At 38.8% G+C, this 19704-nt stretch carries 21 protein-coding genes and 1 tRNA gene; 11 read left to right on the top strand and 11 right to left on the bottom strand.

Going from position 1 to position 19704, the window contains the following annotated elements; all coding sequences use genetic code 11:
• The first annotated feature begins 129 nt into the window (after positions 1-129).
• Both I6F50_RS19410 and I6F50_RS19405 read left to right on the top strand, forming a co-directional pair.
• Positions 130-222 (top strand) — tRNA-Ser (locus I6F50_RS19410).
• 123 nt (positions 223-345) lie between these two features.
• Positions 346-834 (top strand): RNA-binding protein, encoded by a 489-nt coding sequence (locus I6F50_RS19405; protein WP_197177068.1) that lies wholly within the window; start codon positions 346-348, stop codon positions 832-834.
• On the opposite strand, the gene I6F50_RS19400 is transcribed toward I6F50_RS19405, so the two are convergent.
• Both I6F50_RS19400 and I6F50_RS19395 read right to left on the bottom strand, forming a co-directional pair.
• Positions 818-1942: an aminotransferase class V-fold PLP-dependent enzyme gene (locus I6F50_RS19400; RefSeq protein WP_197177065.1), complete on the bottom strand. Its 1125-nt coding sequence runs from the start codon at positions 1940-1942 to the stop codon at positions 818-820. The genes I6F50_RS19405 and I6F50_RS19400 overlap by 17 nt on opposite strands.
• Position 1943: 1 nt before the next feature.
• Positions 1944-3113: a monodechloroaminopyrrolnitrin synthase PrnB family protein gene (locus I6F50_RS19395; RefSeq protein ID WP_197177062.1), complete on the bottom strand. Its 1170-nt coding sequence runs from the start codon at positions 3111-3113 to the stop codon at positions 1944-1946.
• Positions 3114-3249: 136 nt separating this feature from the next.
• Between I6F50_RS19395 and I6F50_RS19390 the strand changes: the two genes are divergently transcribed.
• The 4 genes from I6F50_RS19390 to I6F50_RS19375 all read left to right on the top strand — a co-directional run bounded on the left by I6F50_RS19390 (position 3250) and on the right by I6F50_RS19375 (position 9034).
• Positions 3250-3705 (top strand): Lrp/AsnC family transcriptional regulator, encoded by a 456-nt coding sequence (locus tag I6F50_RS19390; RefSeq protein ID WP_039488718.1) that lies wholly within the window; start codon positions 3250-3252, stop codon positions 3703-3705.
• A gap of 72 nt (positions 3706-3777) precedes the next feature.
• A complete protein-coding gene (locus I6F50_RS19385) occupies positions 3778-6498 on the top strand; it encodes an ATP-binding protein (protein WP_197177060.1) in 2721 nt (906 codons plus the stop codon).
• Positions 6488-7888: a carboxylesterase gene (locus I6F50_RS19380; protein ID WP_197177057.1), complete on the top strand. Its 1401-nt coding sequence runs from the start codon at positions 6488-6490 to the stop codon at positions 7886-7888. Before I6F50_RS19385 ends, I6F50_RS19380 begins: the two co-directional genes overlap by 11 nt.
• A 6-nt stretch (positions 7889-7894) precedes the next feature.
• Positions 7895-9034 (top strand): GNAT family N-acetyltransferase, encoded by a 1140-nt coding sequence (locus I6F50_RS19375; RefSeq protein WP_197177056.1) that lies wholly within the window; start codon positions 7895-7897, stop codon positions 9032-9034.
• Here the strand turns inward: I6F50_RS19375 and I6F50_RS19370 are convergent.
• Entirely contained in the window at positions 9011-9601 is a 591-nt protein-coding gene (locus I6F50_RS19370) for a DUF938 domain-containing protein (protein ID WP_197177054.1), read from the bottom strand. The two genes, I6F50_RS19375 and I6F50_RS19370, sit on opposite strands and share 24 nt — an antisense overlap.
• A gap of 201 nt (positions 9602-9802) precedes the next feature.
• Between I6F50_RS19370 and I6F50_RS19365 the strand changes: the two genes are divergently transcribed.
• From I6F50_RS19365 to I6F50_RS19345, 5 genes are all read left to right on the top strand, one after another.
• Positions 9803-9988 carry a hypothetical protein gene (locus tag I6F50_RS19365; protein WP_165739680.1) on the top strand — a complete coding sequence of 62 codons (186 nt, stop codon included), beginning with the start codon at positions 9803-9805 and terminating at the stop codon, positions 9986-9988.
• 101 nt (positions 9989-10089) lie between these two features.
• The gene (locus tag I6F50_RS19360) at positions 10090-10455 is read left to right on the top strand and encodes a hypothetical protein (RefSeq protein WP_231613042.1); all 366 of its coding nucleotides are present in this window, start codon (positions 10090-10092) and stop codon (positions 10453-10455) included.
• An 11-nt stretch (positions 10456-10466) separates the two neighbouring features.
• Positions 10467-11843 (top strand): lyase family protein, encoded by a 1377-nt coding sequence (locus tag I6F50_RS19355; RefSeq protein WP_197177052.1) that lies wholly within the window; start codon positions 10467-10469, stop codon positions 11841-11843.
• Positions 11844-11953: 110 nt separating this feature from the next.
• A complete protein-coding gene (locus I6F50_RS19350) occupies positions 11954-12487 on the top strand; it encodes a hypothetical protein (protein ID WP_197177050.1) in 534 nt (177 codons plus the stop codon).
• Positions 12488-12497: 10 nt separating this feature from the next.
• Entirely contained in the window at positions 12498-12902 is a 405-nt protein-coding gene (locus tag I6F50_RS19345; RefSeq protein WP_197177048.1) for a hypothetical protein, read from the top strand.
• A 19-nt stretch (positions 12903-12921) separates the two neighbouring features.
• Here the strand turns inward: I6F50_RS19345 and I6F50_RS19340 are convergent, their stop codons facing one another.
• The 8 genes from I6F50_RS19340 to I6F50_RS19305 form a co-directional block, all read right to left on the bottom strand.
• Positions 12922-13107 carry a hypothetical protein gene (locus I6F50_RS19340; protein ID WP_165739673.1) on the bottom strand — a complete coding sequence of 62 codons (186 nt, stop codon included), beginning with the start codon at positions 13105-13107 and terminating at the stop codon, positions 12922-12924.
• 15 nt (positions 13108-13122) lie between these two features.
• Positions 13123-13449 carry a hypothetical protein gene (locus I6F50_RS19335; RefSeq protein WP_165739672.1) on the bottom strand — a complete coding sequence of 109 codons (327 nt, stop codon included), beginning with the start codon at positions 13447-13449 and terminating at the stop codon, positions 13123-13125.
• A complete protein-coding gene (locus tag I6F50_RS19330; protein WP_165739670.1) occupies positions 13446-14084 on the bottom strand; it encodes a DUF4178 domain-containing protein in 639 nt (212 codons plus the stop codon). The genes I6F50_RS19335 and I6F50_RS19330 overlap by 4 nt, the downstream gene beginning before the upstream one ends.
• 74 nt (positions 14085-14158) lie before the next feature.
• The gene (locus I6F50_RS19325) at positions 14159-14851 is read right to left on the bottom strand and encodes a PspA/IM30 family protein (protein ID WP_004335088.1); all 693 of its coding nucleotides are present in this window, start codon (positions 14849-14851) and stop codon (positions 14159-14161) included.
• Positions 14852-14875: 24 nt separating this feature from the next.
• Positions 14876-15289: a YjfI family protein gene (locus I6F50_RS19320; protein WP_004335098.1), complete on the bottom strand. Its 414-nt coding sequence runs from the start codon at positions 15287-15289 to the stop codon at positions 14876-14878.
• Between the two features lie 79 nt (positions 15290-15368).
• Positions 15369-17090 carry a polyamine aminopropyltransferase gene (locus tag I6F50_RS19315; protein WP_197177046.1) on the bottom strand — a complete coding sequence of 574 codons (1722 nt, stop codon included), beginning with the start codon at positions 17088-17090 and terminating at the stop codon, positions 15369-15371.
• A 3-nt stretch (positions 17091-17093) separates the two neighbouring features.
• Complete coding sequence (locus I6F50_RS19310; RefSeq protein ID WP_197177044.1) at positions 17094-17993, bottom strand: DUF350 domain-containing protein; 900 nt, start codon at positions 17991-17993, stop codon at positions 17094-17096.
• Between the two features lie 26 nt (positions 17994-18019).
• Positions 18020-18952, bottom strand: a complete 933-nt coding sequence (locus I6F50_RS19305) for a CHAD domain-containing protein (RefSeq protein ID WP_197177042.1) — start codon at positions 18950-18952, stop codon at positions 18020-18022.
• Positions 18953-19704: the final 752 nt, after the last annotated feature.

Below are 19704 nucleotides of genomic sequence, written 5' to 3'. Positions count from 1 at the left end.
GTGGTCGAATGCACCGGTCTTGAAAACCGGCATGGGTTTATAGCCCATCTAGGGTTCAAATCCCTATCTCTCCACCATATTTTAATTGGTGGCTTTTTTTACTTCCATCAATACAAACGGTTATGCGTTGGAGAGGTGTCCGAGTGGCCGAAGGAGCTCCCCTGCTAAGGGAGTATAGAGTTTGTAGCTCTATCGAGGGTTCGAATCCCTCCCTCTCCACCATACTTAATTTAAACCACTTAATTGTGGTTTTTTTGTGCCTAAAATTTATAAAAACTAAACAAATTGTGCCTAGTAATAACTTAGGGCATTATTAACACAACTTTAGCCACTTTAGGTTTAGCTATGATCCGGTTCATATTGCTATCAGTTTGCGCAGCAGCACCATTTTTTACCTTGGCACAAAGTACAACAGTGTATAAGTGTGTCATTAAGGGCGTTCCTACCTTTAGCCAAACGCCTTGCGCTAAAGATGCACAAGTTATTACTCTCAAAGATATAAACGTAATTGAAGCGTACAAAAGCTCTACGCCCGGTAAAGGTATTACCGACTCCTCTGTCGATGATTACTTAGAGGTTCAACAAATAGATCGTGAAATAAAACGCCTTGAGCTATCTATTGCACAAAGCCAAAAAGAATACACTGCTAAAAAACAGCAGATAGATTACATGACTCAAGATAAAGCCAATCGTTTAGGCGCTTCGTCTATTGCTGATGCTATCGCAACTAAAACAAATGCGTTAAAGCAAACTTACGACGCATCAATCAATCAAACGCAGCAAAAAATAGAGTCATTAAAACAAAGAAAGCAGCAGCTTAGCCAAAATCCTTAAGCGCTTGTTTTACTATCGATATAAACTGCTCAACGTCTTCTTGGGTATTATAAATATGTGGCGATACTCGTATTCCAAATTTACGAGCATCTACACTGACTTTCGCTTTATCAAGCTCTGTAAGTACATATTCTTGCAGCCCGGCAAAAAATAAAATAACAGTCCCGCTGCATTTATCACTACTCATAGGTGATACAACATATTCGCTTAGCTGCTCATGAATAAGCATAAGCATCACTAAATTATGCTCCCTTACCTTGTGAGCAGTTAGCTCTGCAAAGTAAGCAATGCTATTGGCGGCAATAATATAAGGCGCTACAGAAGGAGTGCCCCCCCAAAATTTGAGCGCACTGGCGTTATATTCAAAATGGTTAATATCGAACTCAAATGGGTTTTGATGCGAAAACCAACCCACATCTTTAGGTTCACAATATGCTATTTGGTGTTTGTTAGCCCACAAATATGCTGCACCAGGTCCGCCGCATAGCCATTTAACGCTCGAGCCAATCATAAAGTCAGCATCGAGTACGCTTAAATCAAGCGGTATCACACCCGCTGACTGAGCAACGTCAACTATCGATAAGCTACTGGTTAATTTACTTATAGCTACAATATCGTATACAGGTGCCTGCACTCCTGTATTTGAATATACGTGGCTTATAAAAACTAAATCGATATCGGCGGTTATATAACGCTGCCAAACTCTAATATCACTTAAATCTTCGTGCTCAGGTATAAACATGATTTGCGCGCACTCTGGTAATGCTTTTTGCATTGCAAAGCCCATGCTCGGAAAATCACTTTGCGCCATAAGCACTTTACAATTTTGTTGCTGTAACCGTGGATGCGACATAAGCAGCTTTGTTAAGCCGCTTGATAAGTTAACCTGAGGACAAAACTGCGAACTAGGCGTATTAAATAACTTACCAAGTACAGTAGTAAACTGCTCAACTGCGGGCAGCCATTGCTGCCAAGGCTCTTTATTTGATCCCTCCCACGATAAAAAGTAATGCTGGGCTAAATATTGCTGCGTATTTTTAAGAGGACGCCCTACCGAGTGGTTTAGTAAATAACAGCCATCGGCCATACAAAAATCATTTTTAAGCATGCTATTTAACCCATTTTTTAAGTGTATTTAGATCGTCAAAACGTGTTTTTATATCGTCGCGTTTTGCACTGGCTCGCCTATCTCTTAATTTTTCGAGCGAGTCGAGTAGCACATGAAGCGGCGGACCACTTGCTGTTACCTTGCTCATATGCTGCTGTTGCATATTTTTTGAGGGCTGAGCAATAAATTTTTCAACTAGTTGATTATGATGACCGACTGCGGTGTCGCCATGTAATTTGCACACTTGGATAAATAGCTTTGCGTGACTTTTAAACCAATTTGTATTTTTATATTGCTTCGCTTGTAAAAAGTCATCCATAAAGCTTTGCATACGCATGGCTTCTCGTAGTATTTGTTGATCCTCTGGCATCATATATAAAAACTTATCCACCAGCATTTGCGAGTAACTAGGCTCATTTGCACTACAAAGCCCTAGTAACATATCAATCACGTTAATACCTGCAAAGTCACCGGCATTAGCGCCTCTGTAAACCTCTTTACCTACACGATACGGTTTATAGTAAGGGCGAACACAGTTAAAAAAGCGATCTGTATCGAGCTCAGTATAAAGTGCATTATTTGAATCAATAACATCTATAAGCGCCTGTTTAGCTACTTTTAGTAACTCACTGCATAAAGGATGTGAAATACCTAACGGCAATATTTTTAGTAAAGCATCACTTGCGCGTTTATAGGCCAAAATACCTTGGGTGTTGTAATCTATAAATAGCTTTTCATCGGGTAAATTAGTAAATCGTTTATAAATACCGTTAAGTGCTTTGTTATGAGTAGTTAAGTGGGCGGTAGCAAAACGAGGGGTTACGCCAATAGATGCGCCTATATGCATAGCAAGCGCTGAGGCTTCTATTAGTGGAGACGTGGTTTCTCTGCTTGGTTCGGTAATTTCATGGCGACGGCATGCAGCCATAAATAATCCAACGTTGCCGAGTAGGTCAAAAGCACTATCAAAGCCTTGATCTGTGTTTCCTTCCGCTAATAAATTACTAATTAATGCGTTGCCTTCTTTTTCTAATTGTTGCTTTAAGGCCTCGCCTATTCCTTCTACATTGGCTTTATCTGTTTGCTGCCAATAAAGCTGCTCTAATTCACTGTTTAAAGTGACAAACTCAGTTCGAATCCAGTGATCAAAAATAGCGGTATGTGTGTTCATTGTTGTGCTCTATTATTTTTATGGTTAAATGCTAACAGAGTTCAGTGAGGGTAAAACGCCAAAAAAATTAGTAAAAACTGTAATACTTAGCAATAATCACTACAAATATAAAAATAATTAATAAAAGCCGACAACTATGTTAGATAAAAAAGATCAGCAATTACTTATCGCACTACAAAGCCAAGCTCGTATGTCGGTTTCAGATTTAGCCAGCAGCATTAACCTGTCAGATACACCTTGCCTAAGACGTATTAAAAAGTTAGAGCAAGAAAACATTATTACCGGCTACCACGCCGCCATAAACCCAAAAGCACTTAACCTTAATGTGTTGGTGTATGCGTTTGTACGATTAAGCCAAAATTCGGTAAGTGCTGCAGAGCAATTTGAACAACATGTAGAAAAATTACCACATGTATTAGAGTGTTGTGTAATATCAGGAAGCTATGATTATTTATTAAAAATAATTGCACATGATCTTGAGAGCTACGAAACGTTTGTAAAACATCAACTAGGTGGCTTAAGCTGTATTGCAAATATAGAATCAACCGTTGTGTTAAAGCAGTCATTTAGCAAAAAACAGTTACCATTATAAAAATAACCAAAATAACTTACTGTTAGCTATACTGATATTTCAAAACGATAATAATAATTGCTTGGACCTTATGTGAAAAATTTTAACTCTAAAAATCACTCCATTATTTTTTACATCATGTTTGCTTTAGCATATTTTTTAGTGGGTATAGCACTCACTAAACTTGCTTTTAATTCGCAAATAATTCCAATTTGGTTACCTGCTGGTATTGCTCTGGTCGGTTGTTATATTTGGTGGTGGCGCTTTATCCCACCTTTATTTGTAGCTGCAATTGCATTTAATTTAAATATTTTTGATAGTTCAGCTCATGAGCTAGTCCTGGTCGGTAACTCATTTAACGAAGCAATGTATATCGCCTTTGGTGTGGTTATACAGGCAATGGTGGGCGCTGCTTTACTAAAATTTTGGCTTGGTCACCCACTACGCTTTAAAAAGCGTAAAAACATAATTTACTTTATTCTCGTCATAGCCATATTAGTCAGTTTAATTTCGGCTAACTTTGGCGTGTTCGCTCTTAGTCAATTTAACTCGGTTTATAGCATTGATAATCATTGGAAAAATGTTGTTTATTGGTGGCTTGGCGATACATTAGGGGTATTAATTGCAACTCCGTTTTTACTTTCTTTACTACCACAAAAATCTAATCAACATAATATATCGGCGTTTCCAACAATTGCAGTATGCTCTATTTTATTTGTGTCTGTTGCGGTTACAACACAGCTATACGATCAAGAAAACCGTATAAGCACAATTAAAATTGCCGAACGTGAAGTTCACGTTATAGAAAATAGCCTTTATAGATATACAAATCGCAGTATTATTGCAGTACAAAGCCTAGCAAGCCAGGTTCAATCATCATCAACATTAAGCCAGCAAGATTTTTATTCTTATGCTAGCCAATTACTAACCCAGCACGCATTTATTAATGCTTTATCGTGGAATGCAAAAATACCTCAAGATCAACGTGAGACCTTTGCCCAAGAAATATCAAATATTTACCATTTAGATGTTGATGTAGTAGGTGAGCCTCTTGAAAAAAATGATCCCCTCGTTATCATAAAATATATAGCCCCTTTCAATGGTAATCAAAAAGCAATTGGCTTTAATGTATTTTCAAATTCTGATAGGAAAAACTCCCTGCTTAACCCTGCTATAAAATATATGCCCGTAGGGACTAAGATAATTCAGCTAGTACAAACCAAACAACCTAAACCCGCTTATTTGTTATTTGCCCCTGTGTATTCTCAAAGTGACGATAAAGAAGTAATTAAAGGCTACGTCACGGGTATATTTTTAGTACGCAGTATTATTGAACAAGCAATTACTAAACAGCAGTCTGATATGTTTTCGATTGGTATATACGAAGATACAAACGCACCGCCGTTTTATAGTAATTACTCTCAAGATGTTCATCAGGCTAAAGGAAGTCGTTTGATGTCGTTTGATGTGAGCTTTGCAGGGCAAAAATGGATTGTAAAACTAGCACTTAAAGAAGGGTTTTTAGCACAACATAATAATCAACTAACGTTATTATTGCTCATACTTCAAGTGGCCGTATGTTCTTTAATTTTAATGGTTTTACTGCTGTTTAATCAGCAACAAATTGCACTTACACGCCAAGTGGCTGAGCGTACACACTCGCTTGCACAAGCAAAGCAGCAGTCAGATTTAGCTAACCAAGCTAAAAGCCAATTTTTAGCTAATATGAGCCACGAAATCCGTACACCTTTGAATGCTGTTATTGGGTTTTCTTCGCTTGCTCGCGAAACCGATAGCGCAAGTACGCTAATTGGTTACTTAGATAAAATAAACTCATCATCTAAAAGCTTATTAAACCTAATTAATGACATTCTTGATATATCAAAAATAGAATCTCAAAAGTTAGTTATTGAGTCTATTGCATTCGACCTAGGTGCTTTAATAGCACGTATAAACAATATGTTTGAACACAGCGCAACTAACAAAGGTATTAAATGGCAAGTTAACTCAAAACTACCTTTAGATACCTGGTTTATTGGTGACCCAATGCGAATTGAGCAGATATTGCTTAACTTGTGTAGTAACGCCATTAAATTTACAAACCAAGGCAGTGTTACTCTAAACATAGAAACAGAGTTTACCACTGCCAATAAAGTACAGCTTGTTATAACCGTTAGCGATACCGGTATAGGTATAAAACCGAGCCAACATAAAAAGTTATTTAACGCATTTACCCAAGCTGATAGCTCTACATCAAGACAATTTGGCGGTACCGGCCTTGGCTTAACCATAGCAAAAGAGCTAAGCCAGCTAATGAGGGGAGAAATAACACTTAAAAGTGAAATAGATAAAGGCTCTACTTTTACATTTTCCATGCGATTAGAAACAACAGAGCCTAAAAAAGAGCATATTATTACATTTGATAATACGAATATTACTTCGCTCAGCATTTTAGTGGCAGAGGACAACCCAGTAAACCAAATGGTGATTAAAGCGATGCTTGGCTCGTTAGGAATTGTGCCGTATATAGTAGAAAATGGCGAGCTGGCGGTCGATATAGTAAAAAAGCAGCATTTTGATTTAGTGCTTATGGATTGCCAAATGCCTGTAATGGATGGCTATAGAGCCACAGCATTGATCCGGCAGTTTAAAACCGAACAAGAACTTCCGATTATTGCTTTAACTGCCGACGTAATGCCAGAGGATAAAGCACATGCAAAAGCCGTTGGATTTAACCAACATCTTGCAAAACCGCTTGAACTCATTAAGCTAACCGAGTGTCTTGCTCAATATGCAGTAGTTAATGAACAATAATGGTTTAACTTTAAAAGTAGCTTTAAGAGTATTTTTAAGAGTATTTTTTGGTTTTGTTTTAAGTGTTTTTTCGCATATTGCAGTAGCTCAAAACTGTATATCGCAGGCGAGTGACTTTAAATTTATAATAAAAAGTAAGCAGCAAGGCCTATTACGTTTTGAAAATGAGTACACCCACCAGCGCTTTAATTATCAAGCCCTTTTACCATTTAGCGATTACTTAGATTACGAATATAAACATATAAATAAAGCTAAGCCCCATGCAAACATGCCATGCCCCGTTATTACACAAACGTATCGGCAGTTGGTAACACAGGGTAAGCGAAAACCTGACCCTACTATTGCAGATATTATTGCCCCTTTTGAGCTTACGTACCCAAACAGTAATAAAGTTGCACTACTAATCCACGGGCTAACTGACTCACCCTTTACGTACCACGATTTAGCACAAGTGTATTATCAGCAAGGCTATACCGTGCGTACTATTTTATTACCAGGGCATGGCAGCGCCGCAAGTGCTTTGCTAAACGTAGATGTAAGCCAATGGCAGCAAGCAATAAAATATGGTGTTGACCGTTCTGTGCAAGATTTTGATGAGGTGATACTCGCAGGCTACTCTACCGGCGCCGCGTTACTTATTGATTACGCAACCAAGCAAACTATTTCACCTAAAATTAAAGCGCTTATGCTTTATTCGCCGGGCTCTGAGCCACATAATAAATACGGCTGGATAGCAAAATGGATTGACGCTATACCGTTTGTTAATTGGATAGATAAAGACGCTGATGTAGACTTTGCTAAGTATGAGTCTTTTTCTTTAAATGCAGCTGCGGCATCATACGCTGCAATGTCACTTGCAAGCATAAGTAACTTAAGCAAACGCCCTGCACTTAAATTACCTATTTTTAGTGTACTTAGTGATATTGATACAACAATAGATACGCGTGCCACACTAAAATTATTAAGTACATTACACCAAGGTAATTCAGTAAAATATAAGCCGCTCGATACTTTAGTACTTTATGGCAACACTGATATTTTACCGCCAGACTTTGCTAGTGACTACATAGTAAGTAACCCGCAATGCACAACACTGCAGTGTAAAAAAATTCACGGTATATCGCATATTGCGGTTGTTAACTCACCGCAAAATCCACATTATGGAATTAACGCAACTTATCGCAATTGTGGCAGCTTTATTAACGACGACTTACTGTACAAAACATGTAAAACAACAAAAAACCCACAACTAGGAGAGCGTACAAGCGCCAACTTAAAACACTATCCGGCTTTACAGCGCTTAACTTACAATCCTCATTTTGCCGAGCTTAAGATGCAAATTAGTACGTTTATTAAAAACGTAAAACAGCTTAGAACAACTACAAGGTAAGTAGTCATGGGAACGTTTTCGCACCAATGGTTTAGCAGTATTAATGAGATTGATCAGGCGCAGTGGCAACGTTTATTTGGTGATGAACCATTTACTCAACATGCTTTTTTATATGCCCTTGAACAAAGCCAATGCGTAACACAAAAAAGCGGTTGGCAGCCCCATCACCTCGCTATTTTTGAAGGTGATACACTCGTTGCACTTGCACCCGGATATTTAAAAAGTCATTCATACGGCGAGTACGTATTTGACTGGGCATGGGCTGAGGCATACGAAAAACACGGTTTAGAATATTATCCCAAGTGGCTATCTGGCATTCCCTTTAGCCCTATTGAGGGTAAGCGCATTGCTATCGATCACATCAATCAAAATGCGGTGTATCAATACATTACAGAGCAACTGAGCATACACAGTGCTCAGCAAGGTTGGTCGGGATGGCATGTTAATTTTTGCGACCAAGCTCAAGCCACATCATTAACTGAGCAACACGCCATGTTAAGAGTGGGTGTGCAGTTTCAGTGGTTTAATAAAGGTTATGAATCCTTTGACGACTTTTTGCAGATGCTTAGCTCGCGTAAACGCAGGTCACTTAAAAAAGAGCGAGCTAAAATAGCGCAGCAAAATATTGATATTGAATGGCTGCAAGGCACACAAATTACGCCCGAGATAATGCAATTGTTTTGTGAGTTTTATCAGCGTACGTATTTAAAACGATCTGGTCATTTAGGCTATTTAAATATGGAGTTTTTTACGCTTTTACATGCATTAATGGCCAATAACCTCGTTATTATGCTAGCCAAAAAAGACGATAACGTGATTGCTGCAACCCTTAGTTTAATTGGTGAAAATACGCTTTATGGGCGCTACTGGGGAGCAAGTGAAGAAGTAGACTCGCTACACTTTGAGCTGTGTTATTACCAAGGTATTGAGTTTGCAATAAAACATAAACTCAGCTGTTTTCATTCAGGTGCACAAGGTGAGCACAAAATAGCACGCGGATTTGAACCCGTACTTACCTACTCTGCTCACCATATTGTTGATGGCGACTTCAGTAATGCAATAAGCGACTACTTAAAGTGTGAACGCGGCCATATGGATATATATAAAGAGCAATGTAGCTCATTACTGCCGTTTAAAAACGAGTAGCTGATTATTTGCAGGCATGGCTGTATCGCTAATGAGCGTAAGCCCTGCTTGCTTAGCTAGTTGTTCAACTGCTTCAAAATCTCTTAATCCACTTAACGGATCGCGCTCTGTTAAAAAGGCACTAAAGTCATCATTACTTGGGCTGGTAAATTCACCTTGGTATTTGAATGGCCCATAAATACATAACATACCTTCGTTATTTAAATGACGTTTAACACCGTCAAAAAAACGTTCAACTAATTGCCAACTAACAATATGAAATGTATTTGCCGTATAAATAGCGTCAACCTTATCTACTGGCCACTCATTATTTAAATCAAGCTCAAGCGGCGCATGCAAATTAGTTAAATTAGCTTCGCGGTGCCATAAGTTAATCCCTTCGTGGTTTATAGCGCGATCACTTGTATGCCACTGCAAATGAGGCAATTGCTCTGCAAAAAACACACTATGTTGGCCGGTTCCTGAGCCAACTTCGAGCACTGTTTTAGTGTTTTTTAATACGGTTTTTAATTGCTTTAAAATAGGAGCTTTATTGTTTTCACACGCTTGTGAAAATGGCTTTGTCATTACTGTGCACCAAAATTGTCGGTTAATGCACAACAGTAAAGCAAATTTGACTTATTTTGTCGTGTTCAAAAAATGATAATTTTTTAAACTTATAAATATCAATAGGTTAAATTTATTTATTATGATTGGTATGTAATATGCTTTTATATAACCAACCCACTAAAGGGTTTAACTTATATTAAATTTTTAAAGGATAAAATTATGCATATACCCTCTTATACAGCTGTAGACGCAGCTGTTGCAATAACCGAAAAAACGACCGACGATCATAGTTACGCCGTTGATATGAGAGCTACAGTAATCGATTTACTTTCGCACCCTAAACATAATCAACAGGCGATGACCAAACATGAAACAGATCAGATATTTATTCTTGGCTACAATTAATACTCAAATTAGTATCGCAAATAATTTTTATAATAACTGTTTACACTGAAACCGATTAAATGTAATGATAACTATTATCGTTAACTTGAGTCGGTTTTTTTATGTCTTCAAATCATGCCCAGCATCGTTATCATCAAGAACTCTCTTGTCATTGCTTAAGACCTGGTCTGCATGCCCCCATGCTCGTTGCCGATTACATAGAAACCGCCCTTAACGTCGCAAAAAAATTTGAGCTGCAACGTAATCCTTTGCTTCAAGAGTTTTATCTTAGGCGCACACACCATGAAATTATGAACAAAATGTGCGACCCTCTTATACATAATGCTATTCGTAAACAATGTTTAGAGCAGTTATACAAACCATTATTAGCATTAAAACGATTTTATAAAGTGCACAATAATACTGCACAATTTTTAATACTTGAGCGCGAAGCGCGTATTCTTAGTCACGAATTCAACCCTTTTTAAGGAGCACACTTATGAGTAACTTTAGAACAGAATCAGACAGCATGGGCGAGCTACAAGTACCTATTGATGCGCTCTATCAAGCGCAAACACAGCGAGCGGTTAATAACTTTGCCATTAGTGGCTTACCTATGCCAAAGCAATTTATAACTGCACTGGCTTATATAAAACAAGCCGCAGCACAAAGTAACTTTGAGCTTGGGCATTTAAGCAAAGCTAAAGCCAATGCTATTGAGCAAGCTTGCCAAAGTATTATTGATGGCGAGCACATTGAGCACTTCCCCGTTGATATTTTTCAAACAGGCTCGGGCACAAGCTCAAATATGAATGCCAACGAAGTTATTGCAACGCTTGCTAGTCGATTAGGCAGTGAGAGTATTCACCCTAATGATGATGTGAACATGGGGCAAAGTTCTAACGATGTAGTCCCTACTGCTATTGCCCTTAGTAGTGCAATAAATGTAGTGTATGAATTACTTCCTTCGCTTGAAAACTTATCGCAAAACCTAGAAAAGAAAAAAGCTGAAGTTGGCCATATAGTTAAAACAGGCCGTACACATTTAATGGATGCAATGCCTGTTACCTTTGATCAAACACTCAGTGCATGGCAGTCACAAGTCAATCATGCAGCAGCAGGAATTAGACATAGCTTAGAGCGTGTGTGCGAGCTTGCACAAGGCGGTACGGCCGTAGGAACAGGTATTAATGCAGACCCTAAATTTGCAGCAAAATTTGCAGAAAACCTGAGTGCTAATGTAGGTATTAGATTTACGCCTAGTAGTAACTTTTTTTACAATATAGGTTCACAAGACGCCATCGTCGCACTTTCTGGGCAATTAAAAGTACTCGCTGTCGCACAAATTAAAATAGCCAACGACCTACGCTGGATGAACTCAGGCCCACTTGCAGGCTTAGGTGAAATAGAGCTTGAAGCACTCCAACCAGGCTCATCTATTATGCCAGGTAAAGTAAACCCTGTTATACCTGAAGCCGCCGCAATGGTAAGTGCACAAGTAATAGGTAACGACGCCACTATTACGGTAGCCGGCCAAGCGGGTAATTTTGAGCTGAATGTGATGCTGCCAGTCATTGCGTATAATATATTGCAAAGCATAGAGTTACTTGCAAATAGCGCACAAGCACTGGGCGATAAAGCAATTGCCAGCTTTAAGGTGAATCAGCCAAATATAGATAAAGCACTCGCTAAAAATCCAATTTTGGTAACTGCGCTTAATCCGGTGATCGGTTATGAAAAAGCAGCAAAAATAGCAAAGCAGGCTTATAAAGAAGCTCGCCCAATTATTGATGTCGCTGAGCAGGAAACTGATTTACCGCGCGAAGAACTCGAAAAATTACTCAATCCAACCAAGCTAACGCAGGGCGGACTTTAGTAGAACAATATTTTTCACGTCTTTAATTACTTGATAATATAGTTTTTATTGCCGTAAAAAATGCACCGTGTATGATAGTGATGAATATTTCATCACTATCAAGGTTTTTTATGCGTACCCCATTATTAGCCATACTTTTACCACTGTGTTTAACTGCATGTTTGGATAACGAACCAGCTAAAACACAGCAAGTAACAATCGCCTCAGAGGCTGAAGCACCTAAGCAAGAGCTACAAAAGCTAAAAGAGAACACTCAATTACAAGAAAATACTAAAAAGAACGTAGTTGCTGAAAAAATACCAAAAGCTGATTTAAAAAACGTTTCAATAGACGATATAAAAGCAGCCAAAACTGAATTAAATACACTAACTGCAGATAAACAGTGTGATACAAGCACTCAATGTAGAGTAAATGCAGTAGGTAGTCGCGCATGTGGCGGGCCAAGCAGCTTTGTTGTGTATTCAACAAACACTGCGTCTGAGGATCAAGTAACAGCCCTTAGCGACAAAATCACAAAGCTTGAAAGTAGCTATAATTCACAAAAAGGGATAATGAGTATTTGTCAGCATTTAACAACGCCAAGCACGCAGTGTGTTGAAAATAAATGTGTTAAACTTGAAGGCTCAGCGGTAAGTGCATTTTAAGGATAACGTTATGAGTTGTTTACCATCAACAGTTAAACTGTCAATTATAAGCATTGCTAGCAGCATTTTGTTACTAAGTGGCTGTGCTAGCACTGTAACCTCAGGTAATGAACAAAATAAAAACTTGTCTGACTTGAACTATGATCTGAATAACATGGTGAGTAATAATAGCTGCACCGCTAGCTTTCAGTGCAAAGTCCTTGAAGTTGGCGCCCGCTCATGCGGTGGACCGAGTAAATACGCGGTTTATTCAACGCTAAACACCTCTCAAGAAGAAGCGGAACAGCTTGCTCAACAAATAACAAAACAAGAAAACATACAAAATAAAGCACAAGGCTTAACTGATTGTTCTCCAGTACTTGAAGTGCAATCGCTGTGTATTAATCAGCAGTGCCAGTCGTTTGATATAAAATAAATCAAACTTAACCTCAGCGTTAACTTATATATGGAATTAACGCTGAGATTACAACGACCAATACCACGCAAATACCCGCTTTTATAATGTACTTCATAGGCATTGTTTTAAGCACCCAATACGCATAAATAAAGCGTACAAAATAACTCGCCGCAGTACCAAACAACGCAAAAATAATTAAGTAAGCAATTAAAATAATATTCATAAAAACCTAATTAAATTATTTCACTTTTTTATTTTTAGTGTGCGCTATTAATAAATCAGCTACTTGCTGCTTTACGGCTCGCTTATCATCGCTTTGTACATCAAACCGAGTGGCAAGTTGTGCTATTTCATCATCATTTAAATTAAACGATAAACGTTGACGCGTTTTTTTAGACTTTACGTCTAAGCCAAGTATTTTGCGGATCATGTCTGATGGAGTTAGCTCTTGATCGATCGCTTGTTTTTTTATCAGCTTTTGAACTTCGCTGCTCAGATCAAATGCCATCTGCGTGGCACGTACAGCTTGTTCCTGACGTAACCACTTGTCTTTAGCATCACTCACTTAGCATCTCCGGGAAACAAGTCTACAATGTCTGTCATTGGGCGCGTCAGCGTTAGCGATACTTCGGTTTCGCCGCCATCCCAAATTTCGATATTTAAACCAAAGCCTTCATTATCAGACGCTAAGCAAATCATTTCACATGGCTCGCCACCTTCTTGCTCATAGCGAGGTAATGCTTGGTTGCGGTAATCTTTATTATGGAAATAACACACATAAGGCGACTCGCTTTGTTGATAGCTTTTAGCTAAAAACTGCATAAAGCGCTCTGGTGTATTTTGCACTGTAATGTGGGTTAACGACTCTTCATCAAAAATACGCGCAAACTCATCAAGGCTAAATATTTCTTCAACTTCGTTTCGTTGAATTTTAATAGAAAAGTTTGCCCACTCTTCACCGTCATCTTGCTCAATTTGTAAAAATACAACTTGCCCGCTGTTTGTCTCGAGTACAAATTCAGTATCACTACTGTGCTGGTATTGGTAAGTTTGAATACCAGTAACTCGTAACGTTTCACCTTTTAACCATGTTGGATAAGCAAATGAGTCTATAACGCTAAACATGTCGCCTACTTTAAGATCGCTTGGATGATTAAGCTGACGCTCTGGCTCTTTTTTAGATTTGAAAAAATTAAACATAGGAAGGTTGCCTTCTAAGCAAAAAAGGCAACTGAGCAAAACTCAGTTACCTTTTTAAAGTATAAACGTAATGGTTAGCTATTTTGCTTCGCTTTGATGCGAGCTAAAATATCAGCACTTTTTGGACTTGTGTCACCAATACCGGCTTCAGCCATTTTAGCTTTTAAGTCATCGCCATTTACGTCTGACTCAAGTTGTTTTGCAGCACCAAGCTGGTCACTACGATCTTGTTGACGCTGTTTAATGCGTTCAAGCGATTGACGAGCCGATGTCATAGACGAGCTATTTGTATTAAGCGTGCTGTTAACAGCCATTGTTGCTTGCTGTACGCTTTCAGTGGTTTTAACCATTGTAAGCTGACGCTGATTCTCTTTAATCGATTTTTCAGCATCTTTAACTTGCTGCTTAAGCGCAACAATGTGATTGCTAAAGCCAGACAATACTTGCTCGTTTTCAGCTTTTTCAGCTTCAAAGTCACCAATTTTTTCTGCAATTTCTAATGCTAATGCTTCGTTGCCCTTTTCAAGAGCTTGGCCTGCATACGCTTCATGTTCAGCGATTGAGGCATCTACAGCGCTAATTTTACGCTTAGTTTGCATTTCTTTGGCCATTACTTCAGTAAGACTTTTTTTAGCACGGTGAAGTGCATTTTGCGCGTCTGCAATTTCTTGCTCAAAAATACGGATGCCGTTTTTGTCTACAATTGCTTCGCCTGCTTCACGAGCGCCGCCACGTACTGCTGTAAATAATTTTTTTAAAATACTCATAATCTTAACTCCACTAACTAGCTATTAATCGTTTAAATACAAGGTCACGGCTTCTAGTGCGTCTATAGCGTTATCAGCTAATGTCACTAGTTCGTGGGTAACGTCATCTAATGATGAATTTACCGACAGTGCACCAAAAATCGCGTATTTGTTATCGATTTTAGCAAATGCACTCAGTGGAATCGGCACGTTTAAACGTAGTAATGTTTCGTTTAACTCGTTGCGTAATTCACTCTTAACTTCATCTTCGTCAAACAAGTAGCTAATACATAACAACTGCTCTTGTGTTTGAGTAACAAAAATTGGAAGTTCATCATTTCCATCAACAATGACTTGTAAAACATCTTGCTCACCAGGATTGGCAATCAAGAAAGACTCAAAGTTAGCGCCTTCAGTTTCAAAAGAAGCTAATTTTATTGAAAGTTCATTTAATTCCATGTCTCTGCCTTTTGTCGCTTGACATATTATGTCTGAGTTAAGATTCTCACGGCCGACATATTATGTCAACCATGTTTTATTAGTTTTTATACAATTCGCTTTCTATTTGCCATGCAGTTCGGTAGTAATCATACAACTGACCAGACCCTAACCTATTGACCTCAATACTTTTAACTTGTTCAAAATAATGATTAGGAAATACAAAACTTGCCAATAAATATTCTTTACTGATCCATCTTGATGGTACTGGCATAGTCGCTATATCGTTAATACGACCACTGGCCGACTGACCCATTTTAGTTGCTATAGTCCAGCCCCACTGCCCAAACGAAGGTATATTTTGCTGATATTGCTCAACATACCCAAACCCTGCAGCTTTAACCGTTTTACCTATACTTAAAAACGCTTTTTTAGCATGATAAGGAGAGGTTGATTGAACCGCCATTGCGCCATCGGGAGCTAATAATTGGCGTACATGATTATAAAAATAATCACTGTACATTTTATTTAGGTCAGGATGATTAGGGTCCGGTAAATCAATTAAAATAGTGTCGAACTGCTTAGATTGTTCGAGCAGCTTTTCAACTTCTAAAAATGCATCACCCACTATTATGTTGGCGCGCGAGTCTTGCATCGATTTATTATTTAGCTGCAGCAATCGCTTACTAATATGCTCTGGTGGCGTAAAGTCACCGTCTTTATGACCAAATAAATTGAGAAGTTGTGCGTCTAAATCTATAAGCGTTACTTCATTCACCGGCCATTTTAAAACATCTCTAAGTGCAAGCCCGTCACCACCACCAATTATTAATACGCGGTCGTGTCGGTTAGAGGCAAGCATTGCAGGATAAACCAGCATTGAATGATATATTTGCTCATCAATACTTGAGAACTGCAAACGCCCATTTAAATATAAATCGGTGATCGGTTGCGGCTGGTTTTTACTTAATCTCTCAGTTAAAACAACGTGCTGATACTTAGTTGCCTGTGAGTAAATCACTTTATCTTTATATAAAACATTGCTTAGATTATTCATCCAACCACTGCCAAATATCAAAATAAAACCAAATAATGCTAACAATGCTATATGGCAAGCTAAAAGCGCCTTAGCAAAGCGTACATATGTGTGGTAACGCCATAAAAACGCGAGCCCTGCAATGATATTAAATAATGCCGTCCACGCGGCAGCCTGCATTATAGGCATTGAGAGCATGATGCTTACCCAAATGGCTGCACCAATACCAGCACCAATATAATCGGCACCATAAATAGTCCCTGCGTTGTTCTCCAAAAATCGGCCATAAACATGTTGGCGAATACGCGCTATAAGCGGTATTTCCATACCAATAAATAAGCCCAGTATTAAACCAAAAACATAAGGTAGAAAACGTGACCACTCTTGTAGCTTTTGAAATACGTAACCATTAAGTACAACATCAGGGGGTAAATTAAAAATGCTCGAAAATAAATGAGGAAGAGAATAACTAACTGCTATTACACCCGCTATCGCTAAAATGCAGCCCATGCCAACCAAAGCAATAATGCTTTCTAGCCAAGCAAAAGCGGTAAATGCATCTTTAAACCAACGCGCTAAAAAAGCGCCTAAGCCCATTGCTACAATCATAGTACCGATCATGGCGTAAATGGCGCTCTCTACTGAGCCAAGTACACGGCCCGCATAATGAGACAGTAAGTATTCATAAATAAGGCCGCACCCAGCAAGCACGGCCATAACAGTAATAAGTAATATATCGTGCCCAAGTAAGCGAGACTTACTTGGGGGAGTGTTGGTTGATGACACTGATTATGCGCCTAGTAAGGTTGCCATAGTGATACCTACCGCAAATGATACTGCTGCAGAAATAGTAGCTACACCTACATTTTTTTGACGATTAACTTCATCTGAAATATCGCAACCAGATAAAATTATTTTAATTGTCACTAAGTGCAAAATAATAAATGCAACAAGGCTCACTACTGCGCTAATAGCCCAGTATAGTAAACTCGCATTAATATTATCCGCAGCGTAAGGTGCAACGCCGGTTGCTGCTGTAATAGCTAATGCACTACCTACTAAAAATCCAGCGTAACGAATACCCACAGCTAAGTTACCATCAACAATTGCTTGTTGTAGGCAATCGCCACTTTTGTTTGTACGCTTAAATAACTGCACTCGGTACTGGCTAACAAGTAGTAATACAACGCTACCTATAATAAAGGCAGCAATTACAATTGGAAGACCATGCCAGCCATCAGTAGCCACCCATAAAAGAGCTGAGCGAATAACAATAGCAACACTTACAACATGACCAAAATCAATTATTGAAGCTGTAACGTTACCTTTAACGATTTCGTCGTGAAGACTTACTTTACGAAGTGCTACTTTATCTTGAAAGAAGTGACCCAATTTAATAAGTACAACCGCTAATGCGCCGTAAGCTAACATTTGCAGCGCTTCTTGTTGAAGTGTTGCAGCAAAAGCCCCACTACTTACACCCGTTAATACAATCGCCAGTGCGACTAAACCAGCAGCAAAACTAATACCAAAGGCAAAGTTATCGCGCTCTGTTATTTCATCATTTGCATGTAAGTTTGAAACCCAGCCTTTTATATATTTAAGGCTTACAAATAATAAAACAATAATTGCAAAATCAATCGCCAGCGCTTGTAGCGACCACATAGTTATTCCATTAAATTCATACATATTATTCTAACTCCAACTTTATTCTTTTACTTACCACGGCTCACGCCACGAGAGGTTCTGCTACCGCTATCACGCACCGATCCAGAGCTATTGCTATAACTGCTCGAACGAGAATAACTACTGCGGCTTTTTGGTGGCGTATAACTGCTACGGCTTAAACCTGATGCACCTGTTTTTTTACTCGCATAAGGGCTTGTAAACTGCTTACCTTGGCGTTGGTATGTTTGGCGCGTGCGTGTTTCTAGCGCGCTTTGAGTTTTAATTTGTTTAGGACTTGAATAACGCGAACGGCCATAGTCATTGTAATAACTATACTTTCGGCGTTTGCTCCAGCTTCCGTATTCAACACGGTCAAATACATCGCCTAAAATACGATACATTCCGTACCATTGCCAAAAGCTAATACCGTTACTATTTGATTGCCAGTTACCATAGTTAGGATTACCTACCATTTGGTTACCAACACCCTCACCTTCAGCTTGCTTACTAATTGCGCCTACACGTGCTAAAGCACCTTTCGACATATCAGCTAGCATATTAATAGGATCGGTTAACGCATCAGAAAATAACGTAGGTTTTGCCGCTTCACGCAACAAATCAATGCTATGTAACGTATCTTCATAAGGAGGAATTAAGTAAGTTCCTTTAATATCTTTAAGTCGCTGTGTTAAGCCACTATAAAGTGCGCCTTGGCGCGTTGCATCAAGGGTAATTACATCAACAACTTTTGTAAGCTCTGGTTGTTGTTTTTTAAGAAGCTCACCATATTCTTTAAGTAATACAGCATTGCGTACGCTTCCATTATCGAGTGCAGTACCAAGCTGAGACAGCTCCGTATCTACCTTTTTAATAGACTCTTGAATTGTTTGTTGCAGCTGCTCTTCTTTCGATTGACAACCTATAAGCACTGCGAACAAACAAAACAGGCTCATAAGTTTCCAAGCTTTAATATTCGACATTCATGTCACCTGATTTACTAAATTAACTCAGGTAGTTTTACACAGGTCACTTATTAAACCAAGAATGAAATTGCAACAAAGTGAGAAGAAGCAGCTAGTTTTTAAATCAGACTGTGATTTAGTGAAGATATAGAGTCGTATCGTGAGGTTAGAATTGAAGTAGAAGCTTTATAATATCAATCTGCTTATATATGGGGTCTATTTAACGTTAAGAAAATTACGCTAGAACTAGCCAAAAGTTTTTGTATCTAGTTGTTCTAAATAAAAATTTTAACGACGTTATAGTGCAATTTAATTCGTTAAATTGATTAAAGATTTATGCAGGTTGGTATAAGGGTACTTTCGATGCTTTCAGCGTCGGGAGTCGCTACGCTCGCCCGGCCTACGTGATGGGAGTAGATGAGTGTAGATTAATTGTGCTACTTTTACTTTTCTGCAGACGTAAAAAAGCCCGAATCGTTAAATTCGGGCCTTCTACAATTTGAAGCCTGCTGATGTCATAGTGCCCACAGCGGTAGAAAGTCACAGTGAAATGCTACGCACCTATTGGCGTGCCGAGATATTGGGGGGTTTTATTATGATTTTAACGTCGGGAGTCGCTGCGCTCGCCCGACCTACGTGCTAGGTGTTGAATGAGTGTGCATTAATTGCGCACATTTCACTTTTCTGCAGACCTAAAAAAGCCCGAATCGTTAGATTCGGGCTTTCTACAATTTGAAGCCTGGTAATGTCCTACTTTCACATAGCAAATG

Origin of the sequence: Pseudoalteromonas sp. NZS127_1, from assembly GCF_015864295.1 — a bacterium.
GTDB lineage: Bacteria > Pseudomonadota > Gammaproteobacteria > Enterobacterales > Alteromonadaceae > Pseudoalteromonas > Pseudoalteromonas arctica.
Note: the sequence above shows the minus strand (reverse complement) of the source record. Positions and strands in the feature narration are given on the sequence as shown.